The organism is Janthinobacterium sp. SUN206 (assembly GCF_030587305.1).
Classification (GTDB): Bacteria; Pseudomonadota; Gammaproteobacteria; order Burkholderiales; family Burkholderiaceae_D; genus Janthinobacterium; species Janthinobacterium kumbetense.
Genome location: NZ_JAPWIB010000001.1, coordinates 2,358,937 through 2,377,182 on the forward strand (window position 1 = coordinate 2,358,937; position 18,246 = coordinate 2,377,182).

An 18,246-nucleotide genomic window follows, 5' to 3' on the forward strand; every position below is an offset into this window, starting at 1 on the left:
GCACGTCGCCAGTCCGGTTACCGCCAGGTCAACGCCACAGGCAAGTTTCCCCTGCTCACCTATCAGAGGCCCATCGTGAAAACTCTTTTCAGCCGTTTATCCGACGAGTCCGCCGTCACGGCGATCGAGTACGCGCTGCTGGCGGGCCTGATCGCGGCAGTGCTGGTGATCACGATCACCCTGCTCGGTGACCAGGTCCGACTGCTGTTTGTCTACGTCAAGGACCAAGTGGTCCTGGCCCTGTCATGAATACCCTGCGCGCCTCGCTGCGCAGCCACCGCGCCCTGCTGCTGATCGTGCTGCTGTATGCCGCCGCCGCGGCACTGCTGGCCGGCGGCCTGCCCAGCGCCTCGGACACCCTCAACGTGCTGGCCGGCTTCCTCGTGGCCATCCTCACGGGTCCCGTCTTCATCCTGTGCGGCTACACAATCCGCGTCATGGTGGTGAAACGCCCGCACCGCCTGTGCCACTATCTGTACCACGATCTGCGCCGCTACCTGAGCAACGAGCGCCTGCTGCACGCGCTGCCAGCCATGCTGCTGATCCCCATATTCGCCTCCAGCTTCACCGTCTTCAAGGCCGCCATCCCCCGCCTGCATCCGTACACCTGGGATGCCAGCCTGTCCGCCTGGGACATGGCGCTGCATGGCGGCAAGGCCCCATGGGAAAGGCTGCAGCCGCTGCTGGGCCACCCGCTCATCACGGGCCTGCTCAACTTCAGTTACCACTTCTGGTTCTTCCTGTTCTACGCCATCCTGTACTGGCTCATCCTCGATACCCGCCGCCCGCTGCTGCGCATGCAGTTCCTGCTCAGCTTTGCGCTGACCTGGATCGCCCTGGGCAGCATCCTGGCAGTGCTGTTTGCCTCGGTCGGCCCCTGCTACTACGGCCACCTGCATGCCAGCGACCCGTACGCGCCGCTGATGGCCTACCTGCATGACGCCAACCAGCACGTCCCCGTCTGGGCCCTGCAAGTGCAAGACATGCTGTGGCAAGGCTATCAAAGCAAGGGCACGAACGGCGAATTGGGCATCTCCGCCATGCCCAGCATGCATGTGGCCACGGCCGTGCTGATGGCGCTCATGGGCTGGAAAGTGAGCCGCGCCGCCGGGCTCGCCCTGTCCGCCTTCGCCGTGCTGATCCTGCTCGGCTCCATCCACCTGGGCTGGCACTATGCGCTCGACGGTTATGTGGGCGCGGCCGGCGCGGCGCTGGTGTGGCGCCTGGTAGGACAGCTGCTGGGCAGCCAGGCCGCGGCACCCGCCATGAACCTGTCCACGGCGCCCTGCCTGAGCAAGGGAGGACTGACATCATGAGCGCCCGCCTGCCCATGCTGCTGTGCCTGGCCGTGCTGGCCACCCTGCTCGCTGCCGCGCTGTGGCACGACCTGCGCACGCGCCGCATCCCCAACCAGCTGGTGCTGTGGGGCACGCTGGCGGGGCTGATCCTGAACAGCTTCGTACCATCCGGCAACGGCCTGTTCGACGCCTCCTTCGGCGGCCTGGGCCTGCTGCAGGCGCTGGCCGGCGCCGGCGCCGGACTGGCCCTGCTGCTGCCCATGTACCTGCTGCGCGCCCTCGGCGCCGGCGACGTCAAACTGATGGCCATGTGCGGCGCCTTCCTCGGCCCCGATGCGGTGCTGGAAGCGGCCCTGCTGACCTTCCTGTGCGGCGGCGTGCTGGCCCTGGCCGCCGCGCTGGCAGGCCGCCGCCTGCGCCTGGTGCTGCGCAACACCTATCACATGATGCTGGGCGCGCTGCTGCACAGCATGGCCGGCGGCGCCGCCACGATCGCCGAACCGCCGCCAGCCACCGGCAAGCTGGCCTACGCCTTCGCCATTGCCAGCGGCACCGCGCTGCAGGTGTTCCTGCAATACCACCATCTGTGGAGCCTGCGCTGAAACGCGCCGCTCCGACGACCAGCCACCACAGGACCCGACCATGCACACCCTCGCCACCCTCTGCCACTCGCGCCACGCCAGCCTGTTCACCAGCATCGCCATGGCTTGCCTGTGGACCTTCTTCGCCAGTGCCCACGTGGTGGGCTACCTGCACGGCGGCGACTGGAGCTATTTACTGTTCTGCGCCGCAGAAACCCTCGCCGCCCTGTTCTTCGTCGTGCGCTCGGCCCCCGTCAGCGTCTCCACCGATGCGGGCGACTGGCTGCTGGCCATCGGCGCCACCTTCGCCCCCTTCCTGCTCTCGCCCGCCGATATGGCCATCTGGCCCGGCGCGCGCTACCTGCTGGCCCTCGGCAGCCTGCTGCAGATCGCCGGCCTGCTGTCGCTGAACCGCAGCTTCGGCCTGGTGGCGGCGCAGCGCGAAATCAAGACGGGCGGCGCCTACCGCGTGGTGCGCCATCCGCTGTATGCCAGCTACCTGATTTCCCTGAGCGGCTACCTGCTGGCCAATACCTCGCCCGAGAATGGTGTCGTGTACGTGCTGGCCATGCTGATGCTGGTGGCGCGTTTGCTGCGCGAAGAGCGCTTCCTGTCTACCGACGTGCGCTACCGCGTGTACATGCGGCAAGTGAAATACCGGCTTCTGCCATTCATTTTCTGACTTCGCCATCCGGCAAAAGGAGCGATCATCATGCCCGATACCTACCCAGAAGCGCCCGCAGACGGCAGCATCATGCCGGCCATGCAGCGCGCACCGCGCAACGTGGCTGAAACAGGCCTGCCCTTCCTGTTCCTGGTGGAACTGCTGGTGAAGGTCATGTTCTTGCGCGGCCAGATCGGTTTGCCGGCCCTGTCGTCCCATGTAAAACTGGGCGCCGGCGTGCTCGAACCGCTGCTGACCTTCATGCGCGCCGAAAAACTGTGCGAAGTGCAACGCAACGGCTATAGCGGCACGGACGCCGACCAGCACTATCACCTGGGCGACCAGGGCCGCCTGCGCGCAGCCGACTATTTGCGGCGCAATGCCTACAGCGGTCCCGCCCCCGTCACCCTGGCCCACTACAGCGCGCAGGTACTGGCGCAAAGCGTGGCGCACATGCACGTCACGCGGGAAACCATGATGCAGCAATTTCATGACGTGGTGGCCTGCACCTCGGTGCTCGACCAGTTGGGCGCGGCCATGAATTCGGGCCGCGCCCTGTTCCTGCACGGTCCCGCCGGCAGCGGCAAGACGTATCTGGCCGAGCGCCTGCACGGCTTGCTCAGCGGCACCATCGCCCTGCCGCACGCGGTGATGGTCGATGGCGAAGTGCTGCCCTTCCTCGATCCCATGCTGCACACGCTGGCCACCGACGTAGCGCCGCCGGCCGACCCGCGCTGGGTACGCGCCTGGCGCCCCACGGTGCTGACGGGCGGCGAACTGACGCTCGACATGCTCGACCTGCAATTCGATCCCGGTGCCCGCCTGTACCAGGCGCCGCCGCACCTGAAGGCGAACAATGGCATCTTCATCATCGATGACCTTGGCCGCCAGCGCTGCTCGCCCGTGGAACTGATGAACCGCTGGATCGTGCCGATGGCGCGCCGCATCGATTATCTGTCGCTGCACACGGGCTACAAATTCCCGGTGCCCTTCGACGTCATCGTGGTCTTTTCCTCGAACCTGGCGCCGCAGCAGCTGGCCGACGACTCCTTCCTGCGCCGTATCGGCTACAAGATCCATGTCGGCGAATTGAGCGGCTACCACTACGAAGCCGTGTTCCGCCACGTCTGCGAACAATTCGGCATGACCTTCAACCATGCCGCCTACCACTACCTGTTGCAGCTGCACGGCCAGCACGCGCGGCCCCTGCTGGCCTGCTATCCACGTGACATCCTGGCCCAGCTGTGCGACATGGCCCGCTATGAGGGCCGCCCGCCAAGGCTCGAAGCCGACGCGCTGCACTGGGCCTGGAACAATTATTTCGGCGCCGCCGACGGCTCCGCCGGCATACAGAACGGACCGGCTGCGGTCCTGCATAAAGGAGTATCAAAATGAGAAACGCACGCGCTCTGACGATGATGGCCTTCGCGGTCATCCTGGCGTTCGTGGCGGTCATCGTGGCCGCTCGCTGGATCAATGCCCAGGCTTCGGGCAATACCAACAAGGTCGCTGTCGCCCTGGTCGACATCAGCCTGGGCGCACGCATCGCGCCGGAAATGGTGCGCATGGTCGACTGGCCCAGCAGCGCACTGCCGCCGGGCGCCTTCAACGACCCGAAACTGCTCGATGCGCGCGTCACGCGCACCAGCATCCAGCTCGGCGAACCGATCATGGAAAGCAAGCTGGCGCCCCCCGGCACCCAGGGCGGCCTGTCGGCCGTGGTGGGCGAAGGCAAGCGCGCCATGACGGTGCGTGTCAATGACGTGGTCGGCGTGGCCGGTTTCGCCCTGCCCGGCAACTACGTCGACATTCTCGTCAACACGCAGGATGACGTGGCCAAGACGGGCTCCGGACGCGACCCCAGCATTTCAAAAATCGTGCTTGAACGCATCCTCGTGCTGGCCATCGCGCAGGAATCGAACCGTGACGACACCAAGCCCAAGGTGGTCAATGCAGTGACCCTGGAACTGACGCCCGACCAGACGGAAAAACTCGACCTGGCGCGCAGCGTGGGCACCCTGTCGCTGGTGCTGCGCAACCAGATTGAAGACAAACCCGTCAACACGGAAGGCGCCACCAAGACCAGCCTGCTGGACGCCAAGGTTGCCGCCCAGGTAGCCGCCCCCGCCCCCCGGCCAGTCGTGCGCCGCCGCATGGCGCAAGGGCCAACCGGGCCGCAAGTCGATGTCATCAAAGGGCTGGAACGCAGCTCCCAACAATTCTGAACAACGCCACGCTGATCGTCATCCGATCAGCACCACGAGGAGCATGCCATGAATACCATGAGCAAACTGAGCACAGCAAACGGAGGCCGCATCCTGCGCATGGCACTCGCCATCGCCGCCATCGGCGCCCTGATCCCGGCCGCCCATGGCGAAGCAGGCGCGCCTGCCACGTCGCCGGGCCTGTCGACCACGCCGCCGGGCGCCACGGCGTCGGCATCAGCTGCGGCTGCGGCAACCACGCCGCCGCCCAAGGTCGTGCGCCGTGCCCCGCGCATGAAACCCGTGGCGCAGCAAGCCATGCTCGATACGGCGGGCGGGCGGGCCGACCTCAGCCGCAACATGGCCCTGGCCGAAGGCAAGTCCACGCTGATGCACCTGCCGTTTCCCGTTGCCCGTGTCTCGGTGGGCGATCCGCGCATCGCCGATGTGATCCTGCTCAATACCACCGATGTCTACCTGCTGGGAAAATCCGTGGGCACGACCAACCTGATCGTGTGGAACCGCAACAATGAAGCGAGCATCATCGACCTGTCTGTCAGCATCGACGCCAGCCTGCTGCAGGCGCGCCTGGCCGAACTGCTGCCGAATGAAAAAGACCTGCACGTGACGGTGGCCGGCGACACCCTGATACTGTCGGGCGTCGTTAGCGACACCGTCAAGGCGGACCAGGTGATGTCGCTGGCAAACGCGTATGCGCAGCGCGGTTCGCGCCCCGCAGCCGGCGCCGCCGCTGCCGGTGCGGCGCCCGCCGCGGCCGGCGCCGCGCCCGACCCTTCGGGCGGGCCATCGGCCTCGCCGCGCGTGATCAACCTGATGGCGATCGCCGCGCCACAGCAGGTGATGCTGGAAGTGAAGGTGGCGGAAGTGTCGAAAACCCTGGTCGACCAACTGGGTGCGAACCTGGGCCTGAGCAAGACCATCGGCGGCTGGACCTATTCGCTGCTGTCGAACTTGCTCAGCAACAATCCCAGCAGCATCGGCGCCAGCAACAGCCGCAATGGCAATTTCCTGGGCCTCGATGCACAAAAGCGCGATGGCTTGATCAAGGTACTGGCCGAACCGAATATCATGGCCATCAGTGGCCAGGAAGCCAGTTTCCTCGCCGGCGGCAAGATCTTCATCCCCGTCAGCCAGACCAACAATGGCGGCACGCCCACCATCACGCTGGAAGAAAAAGAGTTTGGCGTGGCCGTCAAATTCACCCCCACCGTGCTCGAAGGGGGGCGCATCAACCTGAAAGTGTCGCCGGAAGTGTCTGACCTGAACAAGGAAGGCATCGGCATCACGGCCACCGGCATTTCGACCACCGCCATCCTGCCCTCATTTACCACGCGCCGCGCCACCACCACGGTACAGCTGTTCGACGGCCAGAGCTTCGCCATCGGCGGCTTGATCAAGAATAATGTGACCAGCAATATCAAGGCCTTGCCGGGCCTGGGCGAAGTGCCCGTGCTGGGCGCCCTGTTCCGCAGCACGGACTTCCAGACGGACCGTTCGGAACTGGTCTTCATCATCACGCCGCACCTGGTCAAACCGCTGCCACCCGACTACAAGCTGCCCACCGATCCGTACGTACAGCCTACGCGCGGCGACATGTTTATCCAAGGCAAAATGGAGGGTACGGCGCCGGCACCAGCCCCGATGCCGCAGCCGGCACCGCTGCCCGCGCCCGCATCCGCCCCGCCGCCTGCCGCCATGGCCGCGCCCGTGCCACCCGCCATGCCGGTCGCCACGCCCACGGTGACCAGCAATGACCTGCCGCAATACCGCGCCGTGCCGAAAGCCGATGCGGCCACGTCATCGGCCAGCATTATCGACGATCTCAAATAGGAGCATCCCCATGAAAACCTTCGCAACCACCCTGCCCCGCTGCCTGCTGTGCGCTGCGGCGATCGGCGCGCTGGCCGGCTGTACCGCCACCACCACCCCCGTACTCGACAGTCATTTCGGCGAGTCGGTGACCTTGCTCAAGCAGCAGCAAATCCTGTATCCGGAAGCCGTCTCCAACCGCAATCCCGTGCTGGGCCTCGATGGCAAGGCTGCCGTCAGCGGCTACAAGCTGTACCAGAAATCCTATAGCGCACCCGATCCGATTCCCGATGTGCTGACGATCGGCGTGAGCAAACGCTGAACCGTGCCCCATCCACCCAGCCACTGCCGGAGCCTGCCGTGAAAATCTTCATTATCTCCAGTAACGAGAAACAACTGGCCGCGATGACGGCGCTGTTGCGCGAGCGCCATGCAGGCGACGATATCGACAGCGCCGTCGGCAGCCTGGAACGGCTGGCCGGCACGGCTGAAATGGCCGCGCCAGACGTACTGTTGCTGACGCAGCCCTTCATCGACGATGCCGATCTGGTGCGCATCGAACGCCTGGCCAGCCGCCAGCCCGCCATGGCCATCATCTTGCAGTGCCAGCACCAGGGCAGCGACTTCTTGCTGCAAGCCATGCGCGCGGGGGTACGCGAAGTGCTGCCGCAAGCAGACAACGGCGCCGCCCTGACTACGGCATTGCAGCGCATCGAGGACAAGAGCGCGCGCCACGAGCGGCGCGACGGCAAGATTATCGCCTTCGTCTCGTGCAAGGGCGGCAGCGGCGCTACCTTCCTCGCCGCCAACCTGGCGTATGCGCTGGCGCAGGACAACCAGCGCGTGGCGCTGTTCGACCTGAACCTGCAGTTTGGCGATGCGGCGCTGTTTGTCTCGGATCAGAAACCGGCCGCCACGCTGTCGCACGTGGCACAGCAGATCCACCGCCTCGACCCCTCCTTCCTGAACGCCAGCATGGTGCAGGTGACGCCGAACTTCAGCATCCTCGCAGCTCCCGAAGATCCCGGCCACGCAAGCGACATCAAGCCCGAACACATCGACCAGCTGCTGCATCTGGCGCGCCACGAATACGACTTCATCGTGCTCGATACGGGCCGCGGCCTCGATGCCATCAGCGTACGCGCGCTCGACCACGCCGACATGATCTGCCCCGTGGTGCAGGCAACCCTGCCCTACATCCGCGATGGCAAGCGGCTGCTGCAGGTATTCCAGTCGCTGGAGTACCCGGCCAGCAAGATCCACCTGATCCTGAACCGCCATACGGGTACCGATGAAATCCGCGGGCGCGACCTGGAAGCGGCCTATGGCCACCGCATCTTCCATGCCATGCCAAATCACTACCCAGTGGCGGCAGCCTCGGTCAACCAGGGCGTGCCCGTGCTGAAGCTGGCGCCCGGCAGTGCGCTGGCAAAATCATTGCAGGAGTGCGCGCTCAAGCTGGGCGGCACGCGCGCGGCCAGTACGCCCGGCCTGTTTTCACGCCTGTTCCAGCGTAGCCGGCCCATTCATCTTCGAGGGGAAACAGCATGAGCATCGACATCAATGGCGCCAGCCCCAGCCTGCGCGAACGCCTCGGCAGCGCCCCGGGCGCGAACAGTAATACGGCCTTCGGTGCCGTGCGCGGCGGCAGTATCGACAACCCCGCCTACCAGGAACTCAAGCAGCACGTGCACCAGTCCCTGCTCGACCGCATCGACCTGGAAGGCATGCAGCGCCTGTCCCAGGAGCAGATACGCGACGACCTGAAGATCCTGGTGGGGCGCTTGCTGGAAGAAGACAGCGTCGTCATCAACGACCTGGAACGGCGTACCCTGGTGCGCGACATCCAGGACGAAGTACTGGGCTTCGGGCCGCTCGAACCGCTGCTGAACGACCCGTCGATATCGGATATCCTCGTCAACACGCACCGCCAGGTATATGTCGAACGCCATGGCCAGCTCGAGCTGAGCAACGTCCGCTTCACCGACGATGCGCACCTGATGAAGATCATCGACAAGATCGTCTCGCGCGTGGGGCGGCGCATCGATGAATCGAGCCCCATGGTCGATGCGCGCCTGCCCGACGGTTCGCGCGTCAACGCCATCATCCCGCCGCTGGCCATCGACGGCCCCGTGATGTCGATACGGCGCTTTTCGGCCCAGCCGCTGCGGCTTTCCGACCTGGTCGAGCATCACAGCCTGACGCTCGAAATGGCGCAAATCCTGCAGGGTCTGGGCAAGGCCAAGATCAATATCCTGATCTCGGGCGGCACGGGCAGCGGCAAGACCACCATGCTGAACGCGATATCGGGCTTCATCAGCGGCGCCGAGCGCATCGTCACCATCGAGGATGCGGCGGAACTGCAAATGCAGCAGCCGCACGTGGTACGCCTGGAAACGCGGCCAGCGAACATCGAAGGCAAGGGCGAAGTAACGCAGCGCGCGCTGGTGCGCAATGCCCTGCGCATGCGGCCCGACCGCATCATCCTGGGCGAGGTGCGCGGTGCCGAGGCGCTCGACATGCTGCAGGCGATGAATACGGGCCATGAGGGTTCGATGGCCACCATCCATGCCAACACGCCGCGCGATGCCTTGACGCGGCTGGAAAACATGATCAGCATGGCGGCCTCCATGTTGCCGGGCAAGGCCATGCGCCAGCAAATCAGCGCAGCCATCGGCGTGGTGGTGCAGGTGGCGCGCCTGACGGACGGCAAGCGCAAGGTGGTGTCGATCCAGGAAATCACGGGCATGGAAGGCGAGATGATCACCATGCAGGAAATCTTCACGTTCCGTCAGACGGGCGTGGCCCAGGACGGTGCCGTCAGCGGCCACTTCCAGGCCAGCGGTGTGCGCCCCCGTTTCCTCGATCGCCTGCGCGCCTTCGGCGTCGTCGTGCCGGAAAGCCTGTTCGATCCCAACCGCCAATACCATTGAGGAGCCACGCCATGGACTACAGTTATTACGTCTTCGGGGCGCTGATCTTCATCGCCGTGGTCCTGCTCGTCACAGGCCTGTACCAGAGCTGGAACAACGTGCGCGGGCCGGAATCGGAACGGGTGGCACGGCGCCTGCGCGTGATGTCAGCCGGCGCCCACGCGGGCGAGCAGAACACGTCGATGATCAAGCAGCGCCTGCTCAGTGAAACGCCGGTGCTGCAGAAATTATTATTGGAAGTGCCCCGCGTGCATGCACTCGATCGCCTGCTGGAACAGTCAGGGTTGACGTGGAGCGTGGCGCAGTGGGCCATGCTGGTGTTGCTGGCCTTCCTCATCGGCCTGGTTGGCGCCAGCCTGATCAATCTGCCCTGGCTGCTGCGCCTGCTGGTAGCGGTCGCCTGCGCGCTGCTGCCCTTTTACTACATCGAGCGCGCCAAGGCGCACCGCCTGCAGCGCATCGGCCAGCAATTGCCAGACGCGCTGGAACTCATGAGCCGCGCCCTGCGCGCAGGGCATGCCTTTCCCACGGCCCTGAAAATGGTCGGCGAGGAAATGAACGCGCCGCTGGCCGACGAATTTCGCATCGCCTTCGACGAAGTCAACTTCGGCATCGCCATGCCGGACGCGCTGATGAACCTGGCCACGCGCGTGCCCAGCACGGACGTGCGCTATTTCGTCATCGCCGTGCTGATCCAGCGCGAGACGGGCGGCAACCTATCGGAATTGCTCGACAGCATCAGCCACATCATCCGCGAGCGCATGAAGCTACTGGGACAGGTACGCGTGCTGTCAGCCGAGGCGCGCCTGTCGGCGTGGATCCTGGCGCTGTTGCCATTTGGTGCGGCAGCCATGATTCAGCTGACCAACCCCACCTTCCTGGAGCTGCTGTACCGCGATCCCGGCGGGCAGAAAATGCTGGGCGGCGCCCTGTTGCTGATGCTGCTCGGCGTCATCTGCATGCGTAATATCATCCATATCCGGGTATGATTTTTTTGAGGGGAACGACATCATGACTACCATGCAAATGGGCTTTCTCGGCTTGCTGTTCGTCGCCGTTTTCGCCGGTGCCATGTTCGTGCTGCTGCTGGCCGTACCCGACCCGCTGCGCCACCGTATCAACAGCGTGGGCGCGGCCGGGACGGGCGGCGCCCGCCACTGGCTGACGCATTTCGTCAAGCTGAGCGGACCGCTGGCGCGCCTGTCCCTGCCAGAAGAAGGTTGGGAGACGTCGAAAATACGCCTGCGTTTCATGCATGCGGGCCTGCGCCATCCCTCCGCCCCCCTGCTGTATTTTGGCGCCAAGACAGCCCTCGCCGTGGGCCTGCCTGTGCTGCTGTTCCTGGGCCTGAGCTTGGCCGGCGTGCATTACAGCGGCACGGCATTACTGCTGTGGCTGCTGCTGGCCGCCGGTTTCGGCTACTACCTGCCGAACGGCTGGCTGAACCGCCGCATCCGCCTGCGCCAGCGCGATATCTTTGAAAGTTTTCCCGATGCGCTGGATCTGATGACGGTCTGCGTGGAAGCGGGCTTGGCCATGGATGCGGCGCTGGCGCGGGTGGCTTCCGAAATCACGCTGAAAAGCGCCGTGCTGGCCGAGGAACTGCACCTTCTGACGCTGGAATTGCGCGCCGGCAACTCGAAGGAACGAGCCTTGCGCAACCTCGCCCTGCGCACGGGCGTGGAAGATGTCGATGCCTTGGTCGCCATGCTGATTCAGGCAGAACGCTTCGGCACCAGCATCGCCGCTTCCCTGCGCGTGCAATCTGACCAGTTGCGCACCAAGCGCCGCCAGCTGGCCGAGGAGCAGGCTGCGAAAATTGCCCTGAAGCTACTGTTTCCCCTGATCTTCTTCATCTTCCCTTCGCTGCTGGTCGTCCTCATGGGACCAGCCTTCCTGCAAATCTACCGCGTGCTGCTGCCTGGCATGGCTGGTGGCAATTAGGGCCGCAGTCTTCCCGCCTGCTCCCGGCAGTCAGCGCTGCCGGGGGCCAAAGATACCCCCCACCACTCCAACCGCCACTTGCCTGTTCTCCTGACGCCTTCCTGCATTGCCCTCCCCCCTGAAACACGACCTCCTGCCACGATGCCTGGCACCTCAGCCGCTGCGCGTGCCACGGGCCTGCAGGGCCGCACAGGCACGATGCCCGATTCCAGCCTTTGGCAACCACATTACGGATGGCTTCGGGATGTACCCGAACCAAGTCCCTATCAGCAATCAGCGGCCACGCACCAAGTCCGCTGACAACACCGCACCGATCATGGACGACTGCTAGCAGCAATCATGCCGGACTCGGCTGGCTAAAAACCTCAAGGAGCAAGGTTTGCATATCGTCGCGGGGCACTCCGCCATGCGGTACGAGTATCCCGCCTCATACGCCATCGATTCCTCGGCGAGCGGAAGATTCAGCAGCATAGCCGTATGATGTGCTGGCCGCAGCCTAAGTGCAAGGGCAATAAAAAAGGGCCGGAGGGGATATCCGGCCCTGGCCATCTGTTTTCCGTATCTACATGCTGATACGCAAAATGGCCGAAGCAAGTTTCTCGAAGCAGGGTTTCAACTCGTCGGAATTGGCTGCATGACAATAAATGCCAATGGGTTGACCGGCGCCCGCCTTCACACAGCGCGACAGGGCATCCGGCGTGTTGGCCATGCACTTGAGGATGTCTTCGCCCTTGTCGCTGGGAGCAGGGCCATTGGCATTCGTCAGCTCACTGCCCAGGCCCAGGGTGAACACATACATGCCCTCGCTGCGGGCCTTGCTGGCAACCGCCTCAAGCAGGTTGCGCGAGGCCCTGTTGACATTGATCCAGGTGGCCGAATTGCTGCTGGTATCGTTTGTGACCGCACGTGGCGTGGCCGTGATGACGGGAAACTCCTGCAGGGCCGGCAGGTTGGTCGGATTATGCGCGTTATACCATTGCGGCAAGGCGGCCGCATCGAGATTCTTGACAATGTTTGAACCCTGGTTGCACTTGCCGGCAGCTGTCGTGCCCTGTTTGTTGATCAGCCACAGGCCGGCCGGCGTCCCGGTGCTGGTACCGTCGCCCGTCACCAGCGAGCCTGGCGTGGTGCAGTCGGCCGGAGTCTTGAACTTGAAGACGGAAGAAATCGTATTGGGCGAACCGTCGGAAAAAAACACGATGACGCGCAGGCTGGAGCGGTTGGCAAGAGCGATGCTGTTGAGCTGGTCGCGCCCATTCCACATGCCTTCGGCCGAATTCGTCAAGCCGTCAAACGAATACTTGCCTATGGTCGTCTTCATTCCCGCTTGGTCGAAACCGCGCGCCACCTTGCTGATCGGCGTATCGACCTCGGCGCCGTAGGAAAAATGGATCAAGGCCATGCGATCCAGCGCCGGATTGAATTTGCTGAGAAACAGCTGCGCACTGCTGATGACGGTGGAGCCGACGGGCGACAGCGAGCCCGAGGTATCCATCACGAAGGCCAGATCCAGGTCCTTGCGAATAGTTTGCGCCGCGGCGCTGACTGTCAGCAAATTGAACCCCAGCACACGCATCAGGGTCACGGGCACGACGGCAGTGGCCGCCGCATCGATCGTCACCTTGCCGGCATCAAAGGTCACGGTGGGATCGTTGAAAGTGGGCGTTGCCCCCAGGTAGCCAGTGGGAAAATTCGCGGCAAAGAACTTTTGCGCCGCCGCCTGGGCGCTGGCCCGCTGCGCCGCCTCGCCAACGCCTTGCGTGACGGCGCGCGCAGCGGCGATGCTGGCCGCATCGACGGCCGCATTGAGCTTGGAACGGATGATGAAGCCCAGGCCGGAATCGATGGCCAGCCCCACTGCGCCGATCAGCACCACCATTGACAAGCCGATGACGATCAGAACTTGCCCCTTTTGTTTTCCATTCCGCCTGCGTATGCTTTTCATGGTCTTCTCCCGGTGCCTGCACGAGCGCCTGCACGTGCGCCTGCGCAATGATGACAGCGTGTCTAAAAAATGGTCTTGGCGTACAGATTGCCGCTCAGCTGGGGCGTTTGCGCGCCAAAGCCCAGGCTCATGCCAGCGAACAGGATGTTGGCGCGATATAGCCCCTCGACGACATAAATAATTTCGCCGTTGGCCAGCTGGTTGCTCATGGCATCATTGATGGGCGAACCCGCGCTGGGAATGCTGGTGCATTTGCCCGTGCCGTCGCTGGCCCAGCTGCTGCAGCTCCATACCTTGCTGGCCTGCTGCGGCCCCTGGATCCAGCGGTAATGTTCGAGAATGACGTTTTGCTTGCCGGGGCCATTGCCCATGATCTTGCTGATGTACATGCTGCCATTGCTGGCCATGTCCAGCGGCGGCGTCGTCATCGCCAGCGCCGTCATTATGGTTTGCGGGTCTTGCGACGAGCGCGAGGCCAGGTTGGCGCCTTCGCGGCTCAGATTGGTAAGGATCATGTCGCCTTGCACGATGCGCGCCAAGTCAAAGACGGGTATCGCCATCATCAACAGGAAAGGCAGGACCAAGGCGAATTCCACAGCGGCCACGCCCTGCTGGCTGCGCGCGCGTGCCAATAGTTTGGATGGTGTCATCAGAAAGCCTCGTTACGCATGGTGGCAGCGACGCTGAACGAGTACTGGCCGGGCGCGCTGGTGGACGTTTTAGGATTGAGCAAAGCCATCAAGCGCCATGCGGGGGTGATGACGGGCCAGGTGCAGTTCACCTGTAGCACAACAATATCGCCCGCCGCGCCAAACATATTGTTGTTGTACGCGGATGGCGCTTGCGAGACGCCATTGACCACTACCACGGGGCTGACCATGGTATACAGGCCCACCGAACTGTCTTTGATCTTTTGTAGCACAGCCTCATAGCGCTGCTTGTTGGCGCTGGCGGGATCGAGGTTGTTCTGTCCCGTGATGGAGTAACGGGCTCCTTCGCGCACCGCGTACTGCATCGTCAGGTTAACCCAGAACATGACTCCCAGTTCCATGATCATGGCGATGAGAAAAAAAAGAATAGGGGCGATCAAGGCAAACTCCACCAGCGCCGCGCCGCGCGATGGTTTTTTCATTCGCAACATTCCCCTACAGTTGTTTCTAGTCTGCATAATTTACTCGCTTGGACAGGTTGCTCTCGGTCTTGTGCCGACGTTGCAATAAAACCAAATAAATTGTTCTTTGTATAATTTAATTTAGGTAATGCAAAGCCGAAAGTCAAGGTCTGAATATGCAGAAATTTATGCGCGTAGGAAAATTCGCGAGGGAAAGAAAATTAGCGCGGCAGCAAGGCGCGGTCACGTGGATCGAGCAAGAAGCCCTGCAGGATCTCCTGCAGTTGCGGCAACTTCGCCACGTAGGCGGGGATGCCCAGCTGGCGCGCGCCGAAGTAGTGGGCGATGAGGTCGCCCTGCTGTTCCATGTTGAAGTCGGACAGGACGCCGCCCGCCTGCGCGTCGTAGCGGTAGGCGCGCTGCCGGATGTAGCCGCCGCACAGCGCCAGCAACACGCCATGCAGCAGCACGCTGTAGCCGAGCTGGTATTGCCACACATGCACCATCTCGTGGATGAAGAACAGCTTGCCGCCGTTGCCTTCGCGGGAAAAATCGTCGCGGTACTGGGCCGGCATGAAGTGCAGGCTGCCGCGCGGCGTCATCGCCGTGTTCTGGTCCTGCAAGCCGAATGGTAGAAAGGAGCCGCGCACGACGCGCACGCGCGCGTAGTCGATGGCGCCCTGGAAGACGCTGCGGGCCATGGCGGTTTCGCCGATGGTGAGGGGGCGGCGCAAGACGCGCATAAGAAGAGGAGAAGAAAGCGCGGCAGGCATGCAAGCCTGCCGCATTATCAAAGCGTCAAGTTCCTGACAGAAGCGTAGCGAGCGGCAGCGATTTGTGACCAAGAAGCGCAACCGTGCTGGAGCACGGTGAGCATCGCAGGCCGCAAAGCGCGACGCGCAGTAGCTTATGTCAGGTACGACTAAACCGAGCGCAGGCCGCTGGCTGCCTTGGCGATTTCCGTGATGCGGTCCCAGTTGCCGGCCGCGATCGCGTCTTTCGGCGTCAGCCACGAACCGCCCACGCAGGCGACGTTCTTGCACGCCAGGAACTGCGACGCCGTCTCTTGCGAGATGCCGCCCGTCGGGCAGAACGTGATGTCCGGCAAGGGGCCGTAAATCGCGTTGAGCATGCCGATGCCGCCGGCCGGCACTGCCGGGAACAGTTTCAGCTGCTGGAAGCCGTTTTCGCGCGCCGCCATCACTTCGCCCGGCGTCATAACGCCCGGCAGCAAGGGCAGGCCGCTGCTTTTCGCCGCTGCCACCAGGGCCGACGTCAGGCCTGGCGAGACGCCGAAGACGGCGCCCGCGTCGCGCGCCTGGGCGAATTCCTCGGGACGGGTCAGGGTGCCGACGCCGACGATGGCGCCCGGCACGGCCGACATGGCGCGGATCGCTTCCAGGCCGTGCTTGGTGCGCAGGGTCACTTCCAGCACGCGGATGCCGCCCGCCACCAGCGCGCGCGCCAGCGGTACGGCGTGTTCAGGATCGTCGATCGCAATCACGGGGATCACGCTCGATGTGCGCATAATTTCCAGTAGTGTCATGGTCATCTCTTATTTCCTAGCCAAAAAGTCTTCATCGGAACCCGGTACGGTATCACCGACATTGTCGGCGTCGTGCAAGGCGACGGTGGTGGGAATCGGCGACGGCAGGCCGAAGGTGGTGGCACCCTCTTCCGCCGCGCTGACGGTGGAACGGAACATGGAAAACAGCTCGCGGCCCATGCCGATGTGGTTCGGCGACAGGTCGGCAGTGACCAGCGAACGGGCATGCCAGACGTCGGCCGGCACCAGCGCTTCGAGCACGCCCGTGAAGGCGTCGAGGCGGATGATGTCGCCGTCGCGCACCAGGCCCAGCGGGCCGCCGGCGAGGATTTCAGGCGACACGTGAATGGCGGCCGGCACCTTGCCCGACGCGCCCGACATGCGGCCGTCGGTGACCAGCGCCACGTGACGGCCCGCATCCTGCAGGTTGGCCAGCGCGGGCGTCAGCGCATGCAATTCCGGCATGCCGTTGGCGCGCGGGCCCTGGAAGCGCAGCACGGCGACGAAGTCGCGGTCCAGCGATCCCGCCTTGTAGGCGGCCATGAAATCCTCCTGCGAATTGAACACCAGCGCAGGCGCTTCCACCGTGCGGTGCTGCGGCTTGACGGCCGAGACCTTCATCACGGCGCGGCCCAGGTTACCCGCGACCAATACCATGCCGCCGTCCGGCGCGAACGGGTTCGAAGCCGGGCGCAGCACGCTTTCGTCGGCGCTGGCAGCCGGTGCATCTTTCCAGAAGACCTTGCCGTCTTCGCCCAGGAACGGTTCCATGCAGTGCGCGCGCAAGCCGTGGCCCAGGATGGTGTTGACATCCTCGTGCAGCAAGCCCGCGTCCAGCAGTTCGCGGATCAGGTAACCCGTGCCGCCGGCCGCGTGGAAATGGTTTACGTCGGCGTCGCCGTTCGGGTAGATGCGCGTGAGCATCGGCACGATGGCCGACAGTTCGTTGAAATCGTTCCAGTCGATGACGATGCCGGCCGCCTTGGCGATGGCCACCAGGTGCAAGGTATGGTTGGTCGAACCGCCCGTGGCCAGCAAGCCCACGACGGCGTTGACGATACATTTCTCGTCGACAATATGGCCGACCGGCAAGTAATTGGCGCTTTGCGCCGTGATGCCGGCGGCGCGCTGGGCGGCAGCGGCGGTCAGCGCATCGCGCAGCGGCGTGTTCGGCGTGATGAAGGCAGCGCCCGGCAAATGCAGGCCCATCACTTCCATCAGCATCTGGTTGCTGTTCGCCGTACCGTAAAAGGTACAGGTGCCGGCGCCATGGTAGGCTTTCGACTCGCCTTCGAGCAAGTCTTCACGCGTGGCCTTGCCTTGCGCATACAGTTGTCGCACCTTGGCTTTTTCCTGGTTCGACAGGCCCGACGTCATCGGACCGGCCGGCACGAAGACGGCCGGCAAGTGGCCGAAGTGCAGCGCGCCGATCAGCAGGCCCGGCACGATCTTGTCGCACACGCCCAGGTACAGGGCCGAGTCGAACATATTGTGCGACAGCGCCACGGCCGTCGACATGGCGATGGTGTCGCGCGAGAACAGCGACAGTTCCATGCCCGGCTGGCCTTGCGTCACGCCATCGCACATGGCAGGCACGCCGCCGGCAAACTGGGCGACGGCGCCCACTTCGCGCACGGCTTGCTTGATAATCTGCGGGAAGCCTTCAAACGGCTGGTGCGCCGACAGCATGTCGTTGTACGAGGAAACGATTGCCACGGACGGCTTCTTGTATTCCTTCAGCGACAGCTTGTCGTTGGCGGGAAAGGCGGCAAAGCCGTGCGCCAGGTTGGTGCACGACAGGGCGCCGCGCTGCACGCCCTGGATGCGGGCAGCATCCAGATGCGCCAGGTAGGCGCCGCGCGATGGCCGGCTGCGCGCGATGATGCGCGCTGTTACGGATTCGACTACTGGATGCAGCGCCATATGGATTTCCTTAAAAATGAGTATTTCGTGAAATTTTACTACAAAATGGCAAAGAAGAAGCACTCTTGCATGGGCCAACAACACAAATAAGCCACGGATTGCGGCGTATCAAAGCAAACCCGGGCAATATCGCGTATCAGCACCGGCCAACTCCTCTCTTGTATACCACTGGCGCAATCGCTAAAAAAAGCACAACAAAATCAGCTTCACATCACAAACTGTAGTGAAATTACGTTTTTCTGATGTATTATTCTCACATCAACGCCG

Annotated in this window: 18 protein-coding genes; 12 read left to right on the forward strand and 6 right to left on the reverse strand. The window is 63.7% G+C overall.

Going from position 1 to position 18,246, the window contains the following annotated elements:
* The first annotated feature begins 75 nt into the window (after window positions 1–75).
* The 12 genes from O3300_RS10605 to O3300_RS10660 are packed head-to-tail and all read left to right on the forward strand — an operon-like array spanning window position 76 to window position 11,454.
* Window positions 76–249 carry a Flp family type IVb pilin gene (locus O3300_RS10605; protein ID WP_305052889.1) on the forward strand — a complete coding sequence of 58 codons (174 nt, stop codon included), beginning with the start codon at window positions 76–78 and terminating at the stop codon, window positions 247–249.
* Window positions 246–1,316 carry a phosphatase PAP2 family protein gene (locus tag O3300_RS10610; RefSeq protein ID WP_305052890.1) on the forward strand — a complete coding sequence of 357 codons (1,071 nt, stop codon included), beginning with the start codon at window positions 246–248 and terminating at the stop codon, window positions 1,314–1,316. Before O3300_RS10605 ends, O3300_RS10610 begins: the two co-directional genes overlap by 4 nt.
* Window positions 1,313–1,900, forward strand: a complete 588-nt coding sequence (locus tag O3300_RS10615) for a prepilin peptidase (RefSeq protein WP_305052891.1) — start codon at window positions 1,313–1,315, stop codon at window positions 1,898–1,900. Before O3300_RS10610 ends, O3300_RS10615 begins: the two co-directional genes overlap by 4 nt.
* A 40-nt stretch (window positions 1,901–1,940) precedes the next feature.
* The gene (locus O3300_RS10620) at window positions 1,941–2,561 is read left to right on the forward strand and encodes an isoprenylcysteine carboxylmethyltransferase family protein (protein ID WP_305052892.1); all 621 of its coding nucleotides are present in this window, start codon (window positions 1,941–1,943) and stop codon (window positions 2,559–2,561) included.
* A 30-nt stretch (window positions 2,562–2,591) separates the two neighbouring features.
* The gene (locus tag O3300_RS10625; protein WP_305052893.1) at window positions 2,592–3,938 is read left to right on the forward strand and encodes an ATP-binding protein; all 1,347 of its coding nucleotides are present in this window, start codon (window positions 2,592–2,594) and stop codon (window positions 3,936–3,938) included.
* Window positions 3,935–4,768, forward strand: coding sequence for a Flp pilus assembly protein CpaB (gene cpaB / locus O3300_RS10630; protein ID WP_305052894.1), 834 nt, complete (start codon window positions 3,935–3,937; stop codon window positions 4,766–4,768). Before O3300_RS10625 ends, cpaB begins: the two co-directional genes overlap by 4 nt.
* A 48-nt stretch (window positions 4,769–4,816) precedes the next feature.
* The gene (locus O3300_RS10635) at window positions 4,817–6,598 is read left to right on the forward strand and encodes a type II and III secretion system protein family protein (protein ID WP_305052895.1); all 1,782 of its coding nucleotides are present in this window, start codon (window positions 4,817–4,819) and stop codon (window positions 6,596–6,598) included.
* A 10-nt stretch (window positions 6,599–6,608) separates the two neighbouring features.
* Window positions 6,609–6,899 (forward strand): pilus assembly protein, encoded by a 291-nt coding sequence (locus O3300_RS10640; RefSeq protein WP_305052896.1) that lies wholly within the window; start codon window positions 6,609–6,611, stop codon window positions 6,897–6,899.
* A 38-nt stretch (window positions 6,900–6,937) separates the two neighbouring features.
* A complete protein-coding gene (locus O3300_RS10645) occupies window positions 6,938–8,128 on the forward strand; it encodes an AAA family ATPase (RefSeq protein WP_305052897.1) in 1,191 nt (396 codons plus the stop codon).
* Window positions 8,125–9,510, forward strand: a complete 1,386-nt coding sequence (locus O3300_RS10650; protein ID WP_369812273.1) for a CpaF family protein — start codon at window positions 8,125–8,127, stop codon at window positions 9,508–9,510. Before O3300_RS10645 ends, O3300_RS10650 begins: the two co-directional genes overlap by 4 nt.
* An 11-nt stretch (window positions 9,511–9,521) precedes the next feature.
* Complete coding sequence (locus O3300_RS10655) at window positions 9,522–10,499, forward strand: type II secretion system F family protein (protein ID WP_305052898.1); 978 nt, start codon at window positions 9,522–9,524, stop codon at window positions 10,497–10,499.
* A 22-nt stretch (window positions 10,500–10,521) separates the two neighbouring features.
* Window positions 10,522–11,454, forward strand: a complete 933-nt coding sequence (locus O3300_RS10660) for a type II secretion system F family protein (protein WP_305052899.1) — start codon at window positions 10,522–10,524, stop codon at window positions 11,452–11,454.
* A 562-nt stretch (window positions 11,455–12,016) separates the two neighbouring features.
* Here O3300_RS10660 and O3300_RS10665 read toward each other — a convergent pair.
* The 6 genes from O3300_RS10665 to edd all read right to left on the reverse strand — a co-directional run bounded on the left by O3300_RS10665 (window position 12,017) and on the right by edd (window position 17,979).
* On the reverse strand, window positions 12,017–13,399 hold the full coding sequence (locus tag O3300_RS10665; protein ID WP_305052900.1) for a vWA domain-containing protein: 1,383 nt from the start codon (window positions 13,397–13,399) through the stop codon (window positions 12,017–12,019).
* A gap of 62 nt (window positions 13,400–13,461) precedes the next feature.
* Window positions 13,462–14,049 carry a TadE/TadG family type IV pilus assembly protein gene (locus O3300_RS10670; RefSeq protein ID WP_305052901.1) on the reverse strand — a complete coding sequence of 196 codons (588 nt, stop codon included), beginning with the start codon at window positions 14,047–14,049 and terminating at the stop codon, window positions 13,462–13,464.
* The gene (locus O3300_RS10675) at window positions 14,049–14,531 is read right to left on the reverse strand and encodes a TadE/TadG family type IV pilus assembly protein (RefSeq protein ID WP_305052902.1); all 483 of its coding nucleotides are present in this window, start codon (window positions 14,529–14,531) and stop codon (window positions 14,049–14,051) included. Before O3300_RS10675 ends, O3300_RS10670 begins: the two co-directional genes overlap by 1 nt.
* A gap of 200 nt (window positions 14,532–14,731) precedes the next feature.
* A complete protein-coding gene (locus O3300_RS10680) occupies window positions 14,732–15,244 on the reverse strand; it encodes a Rhs element Vgr protein (RefSeq protein WP_305052903.1) in 513 nt (170 codons plus the stop codon).
* 188 nt (window positions 15,245–15,432) lie between these two features.
* Entirely contained in the window at window positions 15,433–16,062 is a 630-nt protein-coding gene (eda, locus tag O3300_RS10685; RefSeq protein ID WP_289903953.1) for a bifunctional 4-hydroxy-2-oxoglutarate aldolase/2-dehydro-3-deoxy-phosphogluconate aldolase, read from the reverse strand.
* A 3-nt stretch (window positions 16,063–16,065) separates the two neighbouring features.
* Complete coding sequence (gene edd, locus O3300_RS10690) at window positions 16,066–17,979, reverse strand: phosphogluconate dehydratase (RefSeq protein ID WP_305052904.1); 1,914 nt, start codon at window positions 17,977–17,979, stop codon at window positions 16,066–16,068.
* Window positions 17,980–18,246 lie beyond the last annotated feature (267 nt).

What these genes read in the sequence shown, in the direction of transcription:
- O3300_RS10610 (WP_305052890.1), top strand. Translation starts at nt 246, where the DNA reads ATGAATACCCTGCGCGCCTCGCTGCGCAGCCACCGCGCCCTGCTGCTG.
- O3300_RS10615 (WP_305052891.1), top strand. Translation starts at nt 1,313, where the DNA reads ATGAGCGCCCGCCTGCCCATGCTGCTGTGCCTGGCCGTGCTGGCCACC.
- O3300_RS10620 (WP_305052892.1), top strand. Translation starts at nt 1,941, where the DNA reads ATGCACACCCTCGCCACCCTCTGCCACTCGCGCCACGCCAGCCTGTTC.
- O3300_RS10625 (WP_305052893.1), top strand. Translation starts at nt 2,592, where the DNA reads ATGCCCGATACCTACCCAGAAGCGCCCGCAGACGGCAGCATCATGCCG.
- cpaB (WP_305052894.1), top strand. Translation starts at nt 3,935, where the DNA reads ATGAGAAACGCACGCGCTCTGACGATGATGGCCTTCGCGGTCATCCTG.
- O3300_RS10635 (WP_305052895.1), top strand. Translation starts at nt 4,817, where the DNA reads ATGAATACCATGAGCAAACTGAGCACAGCAAACGGAGGCCGCATCCTG.
- O3300_RS10640 (WP_305052896.1), top strand. Translation starts at nt 6,609, where the DNA reads ATGAAAACCTTCGCAACCACCCTGCCCCGCTGCCTGCTGTGCGCTGCG.
- O3300_RS10650 (WP_369812273.1), top strand. Translation starts at nt 8,125, where the DNA reads ATGAGCATCGACATCAATGGCGCCAGCCCCAGCCTGCGCGAACGCCTC.
- O3300_RS10655 (WP_305052898.1), top strand. Translation starts at nt 9,522, where the DNA reads ATGGACTACAGTTATTACGTCTTCGGGGCGCTGATCTTCATCGCCGTG.
- O3300_RS10660 (WP_305052899.1), top strand. Translation starts at nt 10,522, where the DNA reads ATGACTACCATGCAAATGGGCTTTCTCGGCTTGCTGTTCGTCGCCGTT.
- O3300_RS10665 (WP_305052900.1), bottom strand. Translation starts at nt 13,399, where the DNA reads ATGAAAAGCATACGCAGGCGGAATGGAAAACAAAAGGGGCAAGTTCTG.
- O3300_RS10670 (WP_305052901.1), bottom strand. Translation starts at nt 14,049, where the DNA reads ATGACACCATCCAAACTATTGGCACGCGCGCGCAGCCAGCAGGGCGTG.
- O3300_RS10675 (WP_305052902.1), bottom strand. Translation starts at nt 14,531, where the DNA reads ATGAAAAAACCATCGCGCGGCGCGGCGCTGGTGGAGTTTGCCTTGATC.
- eda (WP_289903953.1), bottom strand. Translation starts at nt 16,062, where the DNA reads ATGACCATGACACTACTGGAAATTATGCGCACATCGAGCGTGATCCCC.
- edd (WP_305052904.1), bottom strand. Translation starts at nt 17,979, where the DNA reads ATGGCGCTGCATCCAGTAGTCGAATCCGTAACAGCGCGCATCATCGCG.